This window comes from Paracraurococcus lichenis, from assembly GCF_030657435.1.
Lineage (GTDB): Bacteria > Pseudomonadota > Alphaproteobacteria > Acetobacterales > Acetobacteraceae > Paracraurococcus > Paracraurococcus lichenis.
Genome location: NZ_JAUTWS010000037.1, coordinates 20,526 through 35,631 on the forward strand (window position 1 = coordinate 20,526; position 15,106 = coordinate 35,631).

General features: G+C 72.9%; 15 protein-coding genes. 5 read left to right on the forward strand and 10 right to left on the reverse strand.

Annotated features, from left to right (window positions below; translation table 11 throughout):
* Positions 1-11: 11 nt before the first annotated feature.
* The 5 genes from Q7A36_RS26555 to Q7A36_RS26575 all read right to left on the reverse strand — a co-directional run bounded on the left by Q7A36_RS26555 (position 12) and on the right by Q7A36_RS26575 (position 4,855).
* Positions 12-998, reverse strand: coding sequence for an esterase-like activity of phytase family protein (locus Q7A36_RS26555; protein WP_305106788.1), 987 nt, complete (start codon positions 996-998; stop codon positions 12-14).
* A gap of 8 nt (positions 999-1,006) precedes the next feature.
* Positions 1,007-2,875, reverse strand: coding sequence for a cobaltochelatase subunit CobT (gene cobT / locus Q7A36_RS26560; protein WP_305106789.1), 1,869 nt, complete (start codon positions 2,873-2,875; stop codon positions 1,007-1,009).
* Positions 2,876-2,906: 31 nt separating this feature from the next.
* Positions 2,907-3,137, reverse strand: coding sequence for a hypothetical protein (locus Q7A36_RS26565; RefSeq protein WP_305106790.1), 231 nt, complete (start codon positions 3,135-3,137; stop codon positions 2,907-2,909).
* Complete coding sequence (gene cobS, locus Q7A36_RS26570; protein WP_305106791.1) at positions 3,134-4,144, reverse strand: cobaltochelatase subunit CobS; 1,011 nt, start codon at positions 4,142-4,144, stop codon at positions 3,134-3,136. The genes Q7A36_RS26565 and cobS overlap by 4 nt, the downstream gene beginning before the upstream one ends.
* Positions 4,145-4,240: 96 nt before the next feature.
* The gene (locus Q7A36_RS26575; RefSeq protein WP_305106792.1) at positions 4,241-4,855 is read right to left on the reverse strand and encodes a J domain-containing protein; all 615 of its coding nucleotides are present in this window, start codon (positions 4,853-4,855) and stop codon (positions 4,241-4,243) included.
* A 107-nt stretch (positions 4,856-4,962) separates the two neighbouring features.
* Here Q7A36_RS26575 and Q7A36_RS26580 point away from each other — a divergent pair, with 107 nt between their 5' ends.
* Genes Q7A36_RS26580 through Q7A36_RS26595 form a run of 4 tightly spaced genes read left to right on the forward strand, consistent with a single transcriptional unit; the run spans position 4,963 to position 6,199 of the window.
* Positions 4,963-5,244 carry a BolA family protein gene (locus Q7A36_RS26580; protein ID WP_305106793.1) on the forward strand — a complete coding sequence of 94 codons (282 nt, stop codon included), beginning with the start codon at positions 4,963-4,965 and terminating at the stop codon, positions 5,242-5,244.
* A gap of 56 nt (positions 5,245-5,300) precedes the next feature.
* Positions 5,301-5,519, forward strand: coding sequence for a DUF3126 family protein (locus Q7A36_RS26585; protein WP_305106794.1), 219 nt, complete (start codon positions 5,301-5,303; stop codon positions 5,517-5,519).
* A 30-nt stretch (positions 5,520-5,549) separates the two neighbouring features.
* The gene (locus Q7A36_RS26590; RefSeq protein ID WP_305106795.1) at positions 5,550-5,927 is read left to right on the forward strand and encodes a hypothetical protein; all 378 of its coding nucleotides are present in this window, start codon (positions 5,550-5,552) and stop codon (positions 5,925-5,927) included.
* A gap of 53 nt (positions 5,928-5,980) precedes the next feature.
* Positions 5,981-6,199, forward strand: a complete 219-nt coding sequence (locus Q7A36_RS26595; RefSeq protein ID WP_305106796.1) for a hypothetical protein — start codon at positions 5,981-5,983, stop codon at positions 6,197-6,199.
* A gap of 205 nt (positions 6,200-6,404) precedes the next feature.
* Here the strand turns inward: Q7A36_RS26595 and Q7A36_RS26600 are convergent, their stop codons facing one another.
* The 4 genes from Q7A36_RS26600 to Q7A36_RS26615 form a co-directional block, all read right to left on the reverse strand.
* Positions 6,405-6,662, reverse strand: a complete 258-nt coding sequence (locus Q7A36_RS26600; RefSeq protein ID WP_305106797.1) for a hypothetical protein — start codon at positions 6,660-6,662, stop codon at positions 6,405-6,407.
* Between the two features lie 8 nt (positions 6,663-6,670).
* Positions 6,671-6,880 carry a hypothetical protein gene (locus Q7A36_RS26605; RefSeq protein ID WP_305106798.1) on the reverse strand — a complete coding sequence of 70 codons (210 nt, stop codon included), beginning with the start codon at positions 6,878-6,880 and terminating at the stop codon, positions 6,671-6,673.
* Between the two features lie 61 nt (positions 6,881-6,941).
* Positions 6,942-7,418, reverse strand: a complete 477-nt coding sequence (bcp, locus tag Q7A36_RS26610; RefSeq protein ID WP_305106799.1) for a thioredoxin-dependent thiol peroxidase — start codon at positions 7,416-7,418, stop codon at positions 6,942-6,944.
* Positions 7,415-10,417 carry a bifunctional [glutamine synthetase] adenylyltransferase/[glutamine synthetase]-adenylyl-L-tyrosine phosphorylase gene (locus tag Q7A36_RS26615; RefSeq protein WP_305106800.1) on the reverse strand — a complete coding sequence of 1,001 codons (3,003 nt, stop codon included), beginning with the start codon at positions 10,415-10,417 and terminating at the stop codon, positions 7,415-7,417. Before Q7A36_RS26615 ends, bcp begins: the two co-directional genes overlap by 4 nt.
* A gap of 17 nt (positions 10,418-10,434) precedes the next feature.
* Here Q7A36_RS26615 and Q7A36_RS26620 point away from each other — a divergent pair, with 17 nt between their 5' ends.
* Positions 10,435-14,067 (forward strand): YhdP family protein, encoded by a 3,633-nt coding sequence (locus Q7A36_RS26620; protein WP_305106801.1) that lies wholly within the window; start codon positions 10,435-10,437, stop codon positions 14,065-14,067.
* Positions 14,068-14,225: 158 nt separating this feature from the next.
* Here Q7A36_RS26620 and Q7A36_RS26625 read toward each other — a convergent pair whose 3' ends face one another.
* A complete protein-coding gene (locus tag Q7A36_RS26625) occupies positions 14,226-14,933 on the reverse strand; it encodes a class I SAM-dependent methyltransferase (RefSeq protein WP_305106802.1) in 708 nt (235 codons plus the stop codon).
* Between the last annotated feature and the right edge of the window lie 173 nt (positions 14,934-15,106).

Below are 15,106 nucleotides of genomic sequence, written 5' to 3' on the forward strand. Positions count from 1 at the left end.
CCCGGCGCCGCTCAGTCATCCGCCAGGACGAAGAGCAGCAGGTAGGTCTTCTGCAGCAGGTTCTGGTTGTCGTCCGAGACCAGCGCGACCAGCGTCCGGCCGCCGACGCGCACGGCGCTCACGCCCTCGTAATTATCCGTGGGCAACGGGGCGGCGAGGCGCAGCAGCTCCTCGCCCTCCAGCACCGTCTCGGGTCCGGCCTTGCGCAGCGCCTCCGCCGGGATGCGCACCAGCCTGCCGCCGAAGCCGCCGAAGAGGGAGAAGCTCCGCTCCAGCACCAGCGCGCCGCCATCGGGCAGCGGCGTCGCATCGGCCGGGTCGAAGCCCTCGGTCGGGCGATAGGCGAGCGGCACCCAGCGCCCCGGCCCGCCGAGCCAGGCGCGCGTCAGGCCCGGCCGGCCCGGCACCGGCAGCACCTCGGCGATCGCCAGCCAGCGGCCATCGGCGAGGACGGCCAGCGATTCCAGCCCGGCATTGCCGCCGGCATATTCCAGGCCGGGCGGCGCCTCGACATAGCGGCCCGGCCCGTCCAGGCGTCGGTAGGCGCGGATGCGGTGCCAGCGCTCGAACCCCACCAGCCAGGTGCCGTCCGGCATCCGGGCCAGGGATTCCGAATCCGCGCTGTAGCCGTTGCGCAAGGGCTGGCCGGCGCCGTCGCCGAGCGGCCCGGTGCGCAGGCCGGAAAGCCCCACAGGCCTGCCGTCCCGCAGATCCAGGCGGGCGGTCATCCAGTGCCCGAGGTCGCTGACCGCGGTGACCTGCAGGTCCTCGGCCAGGTGCAGGGCGGAGAGGCCGCCGAAACCCAGCGCCTCGTCGTCCAGGACAAGGCCGCCCAGCAGCTCCAGCCGGCTGCCCTCGGGCAGCGGCGCGATGTCGATGGGGCGGGCGAGGGCGGCCGCCGTGGCCGGGCCACGCGGCACGCAGGCGGAGGTGGCGAGCGAGGCGAGGCCCGCCGCCAGAAGGGACCGGCGGCGCCAGCCGCCGGCAGGGATCGGCATGGGCCGGCTCAGGCGACGAGCGGGGCGCGTTCCATCGCCGCCCGCTGCCAGGCCTCCGCGGCATCCTCGTCGAAGAGTTCGGCCAGCTTCTTCATCATGGTCCCGCCCAGCTCCTCGGCGTCCACGATGGTGACCGCGCGCCGATAGTAGCGCGTAACATCATGCCCGATGCCGATGGCAATCAGTTCCACGTCACCCCGGCCCTCGATGTCGCCGATCACCTTGCGCAGGTGGCGCTCCAGGTAGTTGCCCGGGTTCACCGAGAGGGTGCTGTCGTCCACCGGCGCGCCGTCCGAGATCACCATCAGGATGCGCCGGTGCTCCGGGCGGGTGCGGATGCGCTTGTAGGCCCATTCCAGCGCCTCGCCGTCGATGTTCTCCTTCAGCAGCCCCTCGCGCAGCATCAGGCCGAGATTCTTCCGGGCGCGCCGCCAGGGGGCATCGGCGGCCTTGTAGACGACGTGCCGCAGATCGTTCAGGCGGCCGGGGTTGCGCGGCTTGCCTTCCTGCACCCAGCGCTCGCGCGACTGGCCGCCCTTCCAGGCGCGGGTGGTGAAGCCGAGGATCTCGGTCTTAACCGCACAGCGTTCGAGGGTGCGCGCCAGGATGTCGGAACACATCGCCGCCACCGTGATCGGCCGGCCGCGCATGGAGCCGGAATTGTCGATCAGCAGGCTGACGACCGTGTCGCGGAAATCGGCCTCGCGCTCCCGCTTGTAGCTCAGCGCCAGCAGCGGGTTGGCGACGATGCGGGCGAGCCGCGCCGCGTCGAGCTGCCCCTCCTCGAGGTCGAACTCCCAGGCCCGCTGCTGCTGCGCCAACAGTCGGCGCTGCAGACGGTTGGCCAGCTTCGAGACCACGCCCTGCAGGTGCGAGAGCTGCTGGTCGAGCTGCTGCCGCAGCCGTCCCAGTTCCTCGGGGTCGCAGAGGTCGTCGGCCTCGACCACCTCGTCGAAATTGGTCGTGAAGGGGTGGTAGCGGCTGGCGTCGTCGGTCTGCGGCACCTCGCGGCGCTGCTGCGGGCCGCCCGGCTTGTCGTCGCCCTCGGCCGCCGCGCCCTCCTCCTCGGACTCCTCGACCTCCTCGTCGGAGGCCTCGCCCTGCATCGTCTCGGGCTGGGCGCCGAGCATGCTCTCCTGGTCCTGGGCCTGGGCCTCGCCTTCCCCGGACTGGTCCTGCTGGCTGGTCTGCTCGCCGCTCTCCTCGCCGTCCTCCTGGTCCTCGGCCTCGGCCTCCACCTCGGCCTCCGCCAGGTCGAGGGCGGTCAGCAGCTTGCGGGCGGCGCGGGCGAAGGCGTCCTGGTCCTCGGTCGCCACGGCCATCTCGGCCAGCGCCGCATCGGCCTTCTCGCCGAGCGTGTCCCGCCAGAGGTCGAGGACACGGCGCGCGGCCTCCGGCGCCGGGTCGCCGCTGATGCGCTCGCGCGCCAGCAGGGACAGCGCCGCGGGCAGCGGCAACTGGTCCTTGCGGGTCATGCGGTCATAGCCCTCGGTCTCGCACTGGTCGGCGAGGCGGGCGCGGAGATTGGCGGCGACGCCGGCCATGTGGCGGCTGCCCACGGCCTCGACCCGGACATCCTCGAGCGCGTCGAAGACCTCCTTCGCCTCCCGTCGCGCCGGCAGGCGGGCGGCATGCACGGCGTCCGAGTGGTGGCGGATGCGGAGCGCCGCGGCATCGGCGGCGCCGCGGAGCTTCGCCATCTCGCCCGGCGGCAGGGTGCGGGTCGGCAGCGGCAGGCGCACGCGCTTGCCGGAGACGCCGCCCGGGCCGGGCTGGAAGGCGACCTGCACCTCGGCATTGGCATGCGCGATGGCGCGCAGCGTGCCGGCAGTCGCGCGCTTGAACTCTTCCTGGCGGGTCAGGTCCTGCTTCGACAAGGCCGATCCGTCTCCTCAGGGGGCGGCCGGGTCAGGCCGCCGGTGGCAGGCTGGGGTGGGGCGAGCCGCGTCCCGATGCGGCCAGCCTTTGCCGGAACTCGATGGCCGCGATCCGGCCGGGCACCGCGTCCTTCAGGGCGCCCCGGAGCTCACGCCTGGCCGGGCGTGCCGGCCCGTCGCCGGCACCGAGGCGCCGCGGGAGGGCGAGGCCGTGCTGCAGGATGTCCGTCCGGTCGTTGGTCATCCGGCGCCCGAGGATCACCCCGCCTTCTTCAGCAGCGTGCCGGTCGGCAGCTCCTCGTTGAAGCAGCGCTGGTAGTACTCGGCGACCGTGCTGCGCTCGGCCTCGTCGCACTTGTTGAGGAAGGTGAGGCGGAAGGCGAAGCCGACATCGCCGAAGATCCGCGTGTTCTCCGCCCAGGTGATGACGGTCCGCGGCGACATGACGGTGCTGATGTCGCCGGCGATGAAGCCGGCGCGGGTCAGGTCGGCCAGCGCCACCATCGCCTCGACCTGTTTCTTCAGCTTGGCGTTGCCGGCATCGGCGCCGAGCTTGGCCAGCACGATCGAGGTCTCCTGCGCATGCGGCAGGTAGTTCAGCGTGGCGACGATCGACCAGCGGTCCATCTGGCCCTGGTTGATCTGCTGCGTGCCGTGATAGAGGCCCGTGGTGTCGCCGAGGCCGACGGTATTCGCGGTGGCGAAGAGCCGGAACATCGGGTGCGGCCGGATCACCTTGTTCTGGTCGAGCAGCGTCAGCTTGCCCTCGACCTCCAGCACGCGCTGGATGACGAACATCACGTCCGGGCGGCCGGCATCGTATTCGTCGAAGACCAGGGCGCAGGGGTGCTGCAGGGCCCAGGGAAGGATGCCCTCCCGGAACTCCGTCACCTGCTTGCCGTCCTTCAGGACGATCGCGTCCTTGCCGATCAGGTCGATGCGGCTGATGTGGCTGTCGAGGTTGATGCGGATGCAGGGCCAGTTCAGCCGCGCCGCCACCTGCTCGATATGGGTGGACTTGCCGGTGCCGTGGTAGCCCTGGATCATCACCCGACGGTTGTTGGCGAAGCCGGCGAGGATCGCCAGCGTCGTCTCCTTGTCGAAGCGATAGGTCTCGTCCACCTCCGGCACGTGCTCGGTGCGCGTGGAGTAGGCCGGCACCTGCATGTCGATGTCGAGACCGAAGGCCTCCCGCGCGCTGACGGTGGTGTCGGGGATATCGATCGCCGAGGTTGGACGGATTTCGGCGAGGGTGGCGACCTTGTTCATCGGCATCCGCTCAGTGTTCTTGATGGGAGACTAGGGCAGGCTCGCGCGGCAGGCTACCCGGGGCGTGGCGAATTCCCAACCGGCCCGGTCGGCCGCTCAGGGACTGGCCCCCGCCGGCTCGGCCGGGGCGGCGGAGCGGACCGAGCCGATCCGCTGCCGCAGCAGGCTATAGGCTCGGTTGACGTCCTTCAGCCGGTCCTCCGCGCCGCGGTCGCCGCCATTGACGTCCGGATGGAGCTGCTTCGCCAGCTCCTTGTAGCGGGCGCGGAGCGCCGGTGGATCCACCGGCCAAGCGAGACCCAGAACGTCGAGCGCGGCGCGCAGTTCGGGCGGCGCCTCCCGCCGCTCCTCCGCCGGCCGGGTCCGCCTGGCATGCAGCGGCGTGCCGCGCAGGATGCCGAGCGGGTCGCGCAGGTGTTCCGGGGCGATGCGGTGGCCGCCGCCGAGCCGGCCGAGCGGCCAGGTCGGCCGCTGCCAGCCGGTGTCCTGGCGCAGATTGGCCTCGATCTCCGCCGGGCCCATGCCTTTGTAGTAGTCCCAGGCCGCATTGTACTCCCGCACATGCGGCAGGCAGAACCAGACATATTCGTTCAGTGCCGAGCGGGAGCGGGGCGCACGGAACTCGCCGGCGGCCGTGCAGCCCGGGGCATCGCAGGGGCGCTGCGGCCGGTCCGGGTCAGGCTCGGGGCTGCGACCGCGACGATTGGACATTGAAGCTTTATGGGCGTGCCCTGCCGGGTGTGCAAGCCAAGCGCGAGGGCCGCGGCACAGCGCCGCCATGCCTTGTGCGCGCCGCGGAAACCGTTGAAATATCGCGTATGCAGACCCGTTCAGAGCGCATCCGCCACGCCCTCGAGACCGCCTTCCCGCCGGCGCGGGTGGAGGTCGCGGACGACAGCCACCGCCATGCCGGCCATGCCGGCGCGCAGCCCGAGGGCGAGACGCATTTCAGCGTCCTCGCCGTCAGCCCGGCCTTCGCGGGCATGACCCGCGTCGCGCGGTCCCGCGCCGCGCATGCGGCGCTGGAGGCGGAGTTCGGCAGCGGGCTGCATGCCCTGTCGCTCCGGCTGCTGACGCCCGAGGAGGCGGCGCGGGGGTAGCGGTCCCGCCGCCCGGCCGCTATGGGGCCGCAGGTTGCAAGTCAGGACACAGAGACATGACCCCAGCCGAACTCGCCGCCGTGCAGGCCCATCTGCGCCGGCTGCTGGGCAATGAGCGGATCACGCTGTCGACCCCGAAGCGGAAGAACGCCTCCGTCGAGCTCTTCGTGGGCAGCGAGTTCGTCGGCACGGTGCACCGCGATGCCGAGGACGGGGAGGTGTCCTACTCCGTCCAGATCGTGGTCCTGGCCGAGGACCTGTCGCAGATCAACTGAACCGGGCCGCCCCCGCCGCGTCATGGCGGCATGAGCGACAGCAGCAGCGACCCCGGGGCCCGCCCCGAACAGCTCCGCCTCGACGCCGTGCGCTGCCCGCATTGCGACGAGGTCACCATGCCGAACCAGATGGCCGACGGCTCCGTCGTCTGCTCCTGCACCGCGGAGCGGGCGCTGCCGCTGGACCTGGTGCGCGGCAGCGACTGGGACGGGGAGCGCGGCAGCATGCCGCCGCCGGTCGACGAGCCGATGGGCCCGAAGGGCGCGCCGGCGCATGGCATGCCGCCGGGCGAGGACCAGAAGGCGCAGGCCCCCCGCCGCGGCCCGCTGCCCGAGGACAAGGGCCAGTTCGGCCGCGACGTGGAGACCGAGGGTTACGAGCCGCTCCGCCCGCCGCCCCGCGATTAGCAACCCTCTGGCGTGCCGCCTGTTTGGGGGTCTCCCAGCAGGAGAGACGCCCGATGGCAGGCAGCACGAAGCGCCCCGACGACGCGCATGAGAAGGCCCGCGACCTCGCCGAGCAGGCGCTCGACGACCTGGCGCATGGCAAGGAGCGCGAGGCCGACCGGCACGTCGCCGAGGCAAAGAAACTCGACGAGGGCGCGCTGCGCGAGGTGGTGCAGGACCTCGAGGAGGATGCCGGTTCCAATCCCGACGCGGTGAAGGACCGGCGGGACTGAGGGGCGCCGATGACCGAAGGGCCAAAGCGGCCCCCACGAAGCGCCGCTTCGTGGGGCCCCCGGATGGCCCGGAGGTCGGAATCGGCTCGCCCAACAGAGAAGGGGACCCGGCCCGCTTCCCGCCACGATCCAGCCCGACGCGGCCATCCCGCATCGGGCCGGGCATCCCGGCAGTCTCCGGCCAGGGTGGCGCCCTGCCTTTGCCTCAGCGATACCAGCGCTGCTGCTGCGCCCAGAGCTCCCGCTCGTGTTCCTCCTGCCAGGCATCGCGGCGCCAATGCTCGTGCCGCCGCGCGGCCTCGCGTTGGCGGCGGCGCCATTCCTCCGCCCGCCAGTGCTCATAGGCGCGCCGGCGGCGCTGGTCCTCCCACCACGGGGGCGCGGGTTGCGCCGCGGCGGGTGCGGCCGCCCCGGCCAGGCCGAGGGTGGCCAGCAGCAGGGTGCGCCGGGCGGTCTGCGGCATCCGCTCCGTCACCGCCGCGGCGCCGTCAGCGCGCCACCCGCGGCGCCGATGCCGCCGCCGACCAGTGCGCCGGTGCCGACATTGCCGCCGGTCAGCGCGCCCACGCCGGCACCCGCGCCCGCGCCGAGCAGGCCGCCCGAGACGGCGCGGCCGCCGGTCGTCTGGCCACAGGCGGCGAGCGCGATCAGAAGAAGGGAAGCGAGTACAACCCGTGTCATGTTTCTCTCCGCGGTTCGTCCCGCGGCAGAACGCATGACGGCGATCCGGGTCCCTCGGCCGCTACTTCAAGTCCTGTACGGCTTCCAGAACCGCCGCCGCATGCGCCTCCGGCTTCACCTTGCGCCAGATTTTCGCCACTTTTCCTCCGGCGTCGACCAGGAAGCTGCTGCGCTCCATGCCCATGTACTTCCTGCCGTACATGGATTTCTCCACCCAGGTACCATAGGCCTCGGCGACCTTGTGGTCCTCGTCGGAGGCGAGCGGGAATTCCAGCCCGTATTTCTTGGCGAATTTCTCGATGGGCGGCAGCTTGTCCGGGCTGACCCCAATGACCGTGAGGCCGAGGTAGCCGAGTTGCGGCAATGCCTCCTGGATGCCGCAGGCCTGCTTCGTGCAGCCGGGCGTGTCGGCCTTCGGGTAGAAATAGAGCAGGAAGGGCCGGCCCTTCAGCCCCTCCAGGCTGACCGTCCGCCCGCCGCTCGCCGGCATGGAGAAATCCGGCGCCGCCGCGCCCTCCGCCACATCCGTCCCGCTCATTCCGCCGCCCCCGCTCGCAGACGGCCGAGGCGCCGCTCGAAGATCGCGCGGACCTCCCCGGCCACCGCCGCCATCTGTGTGCGCAGGCCCGGGAGGTCAAGCGCCGGCGCCGGCAGCAGCGGCGCGGTGGCGCGCAGCAACGCGGCCACGGCCGGCGCGGGCAGCGCGGCGTCGCGCGACCTGCCGATGGTCAGCCGGATCAGCCCCGTCACCGTCCGCCACAGCCGGTCGGCGCGGATCAGCGCCTCGGCCTCCTCGGGCGGCAGCACGCCGGCCTCGCGCAGCCGCGCCAGGGCCGTGCGCGTGCTGGTCGCCAGCACCTTCGGATTCGTGGCGGCGTGGCGGAGCTGCAGCGCCTGGGCGATGAACTCCACCTCCACCAGGCCGCCCGGCATGGCCTTCACGTCCCAGGGCCCCTCGGGCGGCAGGTCGCGCAGCATGCGGCTCCGCATCGCCACCGCATCGGCCAGCGCCGCCTCCGCCGCGCCGGGCCTGGTGATGGCGGCCCGCAGGATCTCCGCGATCCGCCGCTTCATGGCGGGCGGCCCGGCGATCGGCCGCGCCCGGGTCAGCGCCATGCGCTCCCAGGTCCAGGCCGTCTCCATGTGGTAGCGCTCGAAGGCCGAGAGGCCGACCGCGACCGGCCCCTTGTTGCCGGAGGGACGGAGCCGCATGTCGACCTCCCACAGCCGCCCCTCCGCCCCCGGCGTGGTGATGACGGAGACCACCTGCGGCGCGAGCCGGATGAAGTACTCGGACGGGGCGAGGGAGCGCTTGCCGCCGGTGCTACCCGTCGCCTCCGGGTCGTGGTCGTAGAGCAGGACGAGGTCGAGGTCGGAGCCCGGCAGCATCTCCCGCCCGCCGAGCTTGCCGAGCGCGAGCACCGCCAGCGCCCCGCCCGGCACGCGGCCATAGCGCTCGGCGAAGTCGGCGCAGATGCGCGGCAGCAGGGCGCCGATCGCGGCATCCGCCAGGTCGGCGCGCAGCTCGCCGGCCGTGTCGGCATCGATGGAGCCCTCGAGCGCCGCCGCGTCGATCTCGAATTTCCGCGCCGTCGCCAGGCGCCGGGCGGCCTCCATCGCCTCCTCGAGGTGCCGCGCGTCCTTGACCAGCGCCGGCAGCCCGGCGGCGGGGTCGGCCGCGGCGGGGGAGAGGCCGCCGGCCAGCAGCCCGTCCAGCGCCGCCGGGTTGCGCGCCAGGTGCTCGGCCAATTGCGGCGCGGCGCCGAGCAGCCCGGCGATGCGCTCCAGCAGCGCCGGGTTCCGGTGCAGCAGGCTCAGCACCTGCACCCCGGCCGGCAGGCGGTTCAGCACCGTATCGAACCGTACCAGCGCCTGGTCCGGATGGGACTGCTTGCCGAAGGCGGCCAGCAGCGCCGGCATCAGCGCCGTCAGCAGCTCCCGCGCCCGCTCGCTGCGGGTCGCCCGCGGCCGGCCGTGGTGCCAGGCGCGGACCATGGCGGCGACCGAGGGCGGGTCGTTGAAGCCGAGCCGCTTCAGCGTCGCCAGCGTCCCCGGGTCGTCCTCCACCCCGGTGAAGACCAGGTTGCCCGTGGCATTGCCGTCCGGCGCCTCCACCGAGAGGGGCGGGGCGGCCTCGAAGAGCCCCTCGTAGTGCCGCTCGACCCGTGCGAGATGGCCCATGAAGGCGGCCGAGAATTCCTCCGCCGAGCCGAACCCCATGAAGGAGGCGATGCGGGCGAGGCCCTGCGGGTCCTCCGGCAGCCGGTGCGTCTGCCGGTCGGCCACCATCTGCAGCCGGTGCTCGAGGTCGCGGAGGAAGACATAGGCATCGGCGAGGTCGGCCGCCGCCCGCCGGTCCAGCCGCCCGGCGCCGGCCAGCGCCGCCAGCGCGCCGAGCGTGGTCGGGTCGCGGAGCGCCGGGTCGCGCCCGCCCCAGATGAGCTGCAGGACCTGGGCGGTGAACTCGATCTCGCGTATGCCGCCGCGGCCGAGCTTCACGTCGTGGCCGGCCAGCGCAATGGTCGCTCCGGCGCCCCTGGCGCCCTTGTGCACATGGATCTGGCGCTTGATGGAGTGGATGTCCGAGACCGCGGCGAAATCGAGGTGACGGCGCCAGACGAAGGGCCGGATCTCGCGCAGGAAATGCTCGCCGAGGGCGCGGTCGCCAGCGACCGGGCGGGCCTTGATCATCGCCGCCCGTTCCCAGTTCTGCCCCATGCTCTCGTAGTAGACGATGGCGGCATTGATCGAGACGGCGAGCGGCGTCGCCGCCGGGTCCGGCCGCAGTCGCAGGTCCGTGCGGAAGACATAGCCCTCGGCCGTGCGTTCCTCCAGCAGCCGCACGAGATCGCGGGCAAGGCGCACATAGGCGGCGCCGGCACGATCCGCGTGGTAGGCTGCCGCCGCCGGATCATAGAGCACCATGAGGTCGACATCGGAGGAGTAGTTCAGCTCCCGCCCGCCCAGCTTGCCCATCCCGAGCAGGATGAGGCCGCTGCCCTTGCCGACCGCCCGCGGGTCCGGGCGCGCGCCATTGGCGGGACGGGCGATGCGCAACTCGCCCCGCTCGGCCGCCGCCAGCAGCAGATGCGCGCAGGCGAAGTCGATGGCGCCGTCGGCAAGGTCCGACAGCGCGCCCGTCACCCTGTCCAGCGGCCAGAGCCCGGCGAGGTCGGCGGCGGCGATGATCAGCGCCGCCTGCCGCTTCACCTGCCGCAGCAGCGCGCCCACGGCCTCCCGCGCCGCGCCGGGATCGGCATGCGCCAGCGGATCGAGGGCATGGTCCAGCGCCCGGTCGGCGCCGCGCTCGAGCAGCCGCAGCAGCGCCGCCGGCTCCTTCTGCGCGAGTTCCGACAGGTAGGGGCTGTGCCCGCCCAGCGCCTCCAGCAGCGCCCGGCCGCCCGGCGCGGCGGCGACGGCGCGGGCGGCGGCGTCGCCCTCGGCGAAATGCTGGACCAGGCGGTCCGCCGCCTCCCGGTCGAAGGGGCGGGGCAGTCGCTCCGGCGCGGGCGCGGCCGGCTGTGCGGTCTGGGACATGACCCAGGAGGGAAGGGGTGACCGCGGCCCCAGGTCAAGCCTTGGCCGGCCCGGGCTGGCGCTGGGTGCATCGCTGCGCCGCCACCATGGTCTTCCTCGTGGTCGCGCTGCTCCTCGGCCTCGGCGTCATGGCTTGGCGGCTGGCCGAGCGGCCGCTCGAGCTGCCGCAGCTTGCCCGGCAGATCGAGGCGGCGGTGAATGCCCGCCCGGACGGGCTGCGGCTCGCCATCGGCCATGCCGCCATCGCCTGGGAGGGCTTCCGCGGCGGCACCGCCGCGCCGCTCGACATCCGCCTGCGCGACGTCCGGCTGCTGGCCGGCAGCACGCAGGCGGAACTGCCCGAGGCGGCGCTGACCCTCTCCGTCCGCGCCCTGCTGCGCGGCGTCGTCGCCCCGGCGACCATCGAGCTGCGCCGGCCGCGGCTGCATGCCACGCTGACCGAGGGTGGCATCGCCCTCGGCCTCGCGCCCGCGGCGGAGGGCGATGCCAAGGGCGAGGTCCAGGGCGAGGCCCAGGGACAGGTGGGGCCGGCGACCGATCCCGCCGCGCTGCTCGCCGGCCTGATGCAGCCCGCCTCGGACCGCGACGCCTTCGCCGCGCTGCGCCGTATCCGGGTCAATGGCGGGGAGGCGGTGCTGGCCGACCCCGCCGCCGGCCTCACCTGGACGCTGCAGGAGCCGCATCTCGACCTCCGCCGCGACGCCTCGGGCGGCCTTGCGGGGGAGGGCGAGGCGGTGCTGCGCGCCGGCGCCGTCAGCGTGCCGGTCCGCCTGGCCGGCCGGGCGGAGGGCACGCCCATGCGGCTCGCCCTCGGGCTCGACCTGCCGGCGCTGCGGCCGCCGCAGCTTGCCGCGATCTGGCCGCCGCTCGCGCCGCTCGCCGCGCTCGACGCACCCGTCACCCTTTCGGCGCGGGCCGAGTTCGATGCCGCCGCCCGGCCCGACCGGATGGAGGCACGGCTGCTGGCCGGGGCAGGCAGCCTCGTCCTCGCGCCCGGGCAGCGCCTGCCCTTCGCCGGGCTGGAGGCGGTGGCCGAGGGGAACAGCCGCGCGCTCACCATCCGGGAAGCCGTGCTGCGCCTGCCCGGCCAGGGCGTCGCGCCCGGCCCGGCGCTGACCGCGCGCGGCGAGGTGACGGGGCGCGAGGGGGAGTGGCAGGCGCGGCTCGACCTCGGCGCCGGGCCGCTGCAGCTCGGCGACCTGCCGCGGCTCTGGCCCGAGGCCCTCGCCCCCGCGGCGCGGGCGGCGGCGCTGCGCGCCATGCCCTCGGGCCTGCTGCGGGAGGCAAGGGCGCGGCTCGACCTGGTGGTGCCGGCGGGCCTCGATGCCGTCTCGCTGCGCGCGGCGCGGCTCGGCCTGACATCCGGGCCGGTGGCGCTCGATGTCGCGGGCAGCCGCGTCGTGGCGGCGGGGGTGGAGCTGGCGGCGAGCTACGCGCCGGACGCGGTGCGGCTGGAGCGGATCGCGGTCCGGCTGCCGGCCACCGGCAACCCGTCCGGCCCAGCGCCGACGCTCGCCGCGGAGGGCGAGGCGCTGCTGCGCGACGGCACCTGGCGGATCGGCGCGCAGGCCAGCCTCGATGCGGTCGGCGCGGCGGACCTCGCGGCCTATTGGCCCGCCGGCCTCGGCAAGGGCGCCCGCGACTGGGTCACCCGCAACATCACCGCCGGCCGCATCCGCAACGGCCAGTGGCGGCTGGAGGCCGAGGCGCCGGCCGCGCTCGACGGGCTGCGGCTCACCGGCCTCACCGGCTCGGCCGAGATCGCGGATGCGACGGTGCACTGGTTGCGGCCGGTGCCGCCAGCCGAGGGGGCGTCGGGGACGGTCGAGTTCGGCCTGTCTGAGGTCACCATCCGCGGCCGCGCCAGCCGGCAGATGCTGGCCGAGGGCAAGCCGAGCGGCATCGAGGTAAAGGAGGCGACCGCCCGCTTCTTCAACCTCGAGACCGAGCCGGGCAATGTCGAGATGGCGTTCCAGCTCGCCGGGCCGCTGCCGGACGTCTTCGCCGTGCTGCGCCAGCCGCGGCTGAAGCTCTTCGACCGGCGCAAGCTCGAGGCCCAGGCGGCGGCCGGCCAGGCCGAGGCGCGGCTCACGGTCGGCTTCCCGCTCTGGGAGGACCTGCCGATCGAGGCGCTGAAGATCCGCGCGACGGGGAAGGTCACCGAGGCGCGGCTGCCCGGCGCGCTGGTGGACCGCGATGTCGAGCGGGGCAATTTCGACCTGGCGGTCGATACCGAGGGCCTGAAGCTCTCCGGCCAGGCGCAGTGGCTCGGCGCGCCCGTGCGGCTCGGCCTGGAGATGGATTTCCGCGCCGGGCCCTCGGCGCAGGTGACCGAGCGCGGCACGCTCACCGGCCGGCTGGAGGCGCGGCAGGCCGCTGCCCTCGGCCTCGACACCGGGCGCATGCTGGACGGCCCGGCGGCGCTGGAGGCGCGCTACGAGCGGCGGCGCAACGGCCAGGGCAGCGTCGCGCTCCGCGCCGACCTGCGGGACGCACGGCTGGCAGTGGAGGCGCTGAACTGGGCCAAGCCCGCGGGTTCGCCGGGCATGGCGGAGGCCACGCTCCGCCTGCAGGGCGAGGCGCTGGTGGCGGCCGAGGGGCTGCGGCTGGAGGCGCAGGACCTCTCGCTGCGGGGACGGGCGGGCTTCGGCCCGCGGACGCGGCTCGACCGGATGGAGCTGTCGGAGGGGGCGTTCGGCGCCTCCCGCTTCGCCGGCGAGGTCCGGCGGCCGGAGCGTGAGGGCGGCGCCTGGCAGGCCAGCCTGCGCGGGCCGCTGCTCGACCTGCAGCCGGTCCTCGGGCCGCCCACCCCCGGCGCGGCCCGCGACCCGGCGCCGCCGGAGGAGGATGCGACGCCGCTGCAGCTCGTGCTCGACTTCGACCGGGTGACGAATGGCGAGGGCCGCACCCTGTTCGATGCGCATGCCCGCCTGCGCACCGACCGGCGCGGCCTGCTGCGGGAGGCCTGGGCGCGGGGCCGGACCGGGGCCGCGCCGGGGCAGGGCGCTTTCGACTTCAGCCTGGTGCCGCAGGAGACGCACCGGCTGCTGCGGCTGACGGCGGAGGATGGCGGCGCGCTGCTGCATGCGCTCGACCTCGCCGACGCCATCCGTGGCGGGAGGCTGGTGGTCAATGCCCGCTATGCCGAGCTGCGCCCGGGCGCGCCGCTCGCCGGCACGGCGGAGCTCGACGGCTTCGTCCTGCGCGACGCCCCGGCGGCGGCCAAGCTGCTGCAGGCCATGACGCTCTATGGCCTGGTCGAGGCGGTGCAGGGCGGCAAGGGGCTGGTCTTCGGCAGGCTGGTCGCGCCTTTCACCCTGTCGCAGCAGGCGCTGACGCTCTCCGACGCCCGCGCCTTCTCCGCCTCGCTCGGCGTCACCGCCAAGGGGCGGATCCTGCGGGACAGCCGGACCGCCGAGGTCGAGGGCACCATCGTGCCCGCCTACATGTTCAACACGCTGCTCGGCAACCTGCCGGTCCTCGGGCGGCTGTTCAGCCCGGAGGCGGGCGGCGGCGTCTTCGCCGCGACCTATGCGGTGCGGGGGCCGCTGGACGACCCGCAGGTCACGGTGAACCCGCTGGCGGCGCTGACGCCGGGCTTCCTGCGCGGGCTGTTCGGGCTGGGCGGGCCACGCGAGCCGGCGCGCTGAGCGTGTCGGACATGCTGCGCGAACGGCGCGAAGGGCGCCGTGCCGCGCCTGGAGAGGAGACGGGGCGGCAGACAACCGCGCCAGTGGTGGCACTCCCTACCGGGCGCCATCGAAGGTGCAGGCATGTCCGACGCGTCCGCCTCGGATGGCGGTAGGATCTACTCGCTCGCGCGCCCGAGCACGAGCAACGACACGCCGCCCAGCACCTTTACCGCAAAATGCCTGTCCGTCAGTGCGGCAAGAACATGCTCCGTGGCAGTGATTGTTTTTGTCAGCAGGTTGTTGGTTGGCTTGCGCGTATAGAAGTGGTCGATCACTTCGTATCCTGTGTCCTGCAGAGTGCTCAATGCAGTCTTGAAATCAAAGTAGTGCAGGTGACCAACTTCACGGCGCTCCTTCATGTGGTGGTTCCGCAGTATTCCTTTCGCGTTCATGTCGAGTGGGATATGGAATACGAAATACTTGGATTTGCCACGAATTTTCCTGAGGAAGCCTATATAGTCTTCCACATGCTCGAAAACATCGATGCACAGCAGCAGATCGTATTCCGCATAATCAGAGTTGGAGAAATCCGCACAGCGAAAATTCAGGCTCGGGTCGGATTTCTGCTGAGCTTTCGAAATGGCATAAGGCGCGATATCAAATCCTTCGCCTCGTGCCCCGGGAGCAAGTCCCTCTACAGTCGATTGAAGAACGCCGCCTGCTCCACAACCAACATCGACTATCTTGCGCGGGTTAATGTTATTCCTTTTAAGTATTTCCAGTATCTGCTTCGCCTTCCAGGGCGAGTCTTCCTCATGCCACGTGGGACGGCTCTCCGCATAGGCCTGACCGGTATAGATCGACCTCGTATCCGTGCTCGACATGGGAAATCTCTATTTTCGTTGATGATTAACATTCATTATCCCACAAGTGGGCTTGATGTAAGCTATTTTTCGATTCGGAATCGAAGGCTTCGTATCTCAGGCGGTCGCACGCCTGCCACGCCGATCTCGTCACGACCTCTCCGGTCTGACGTGGGGGCGAGGCTGTCCGGCAA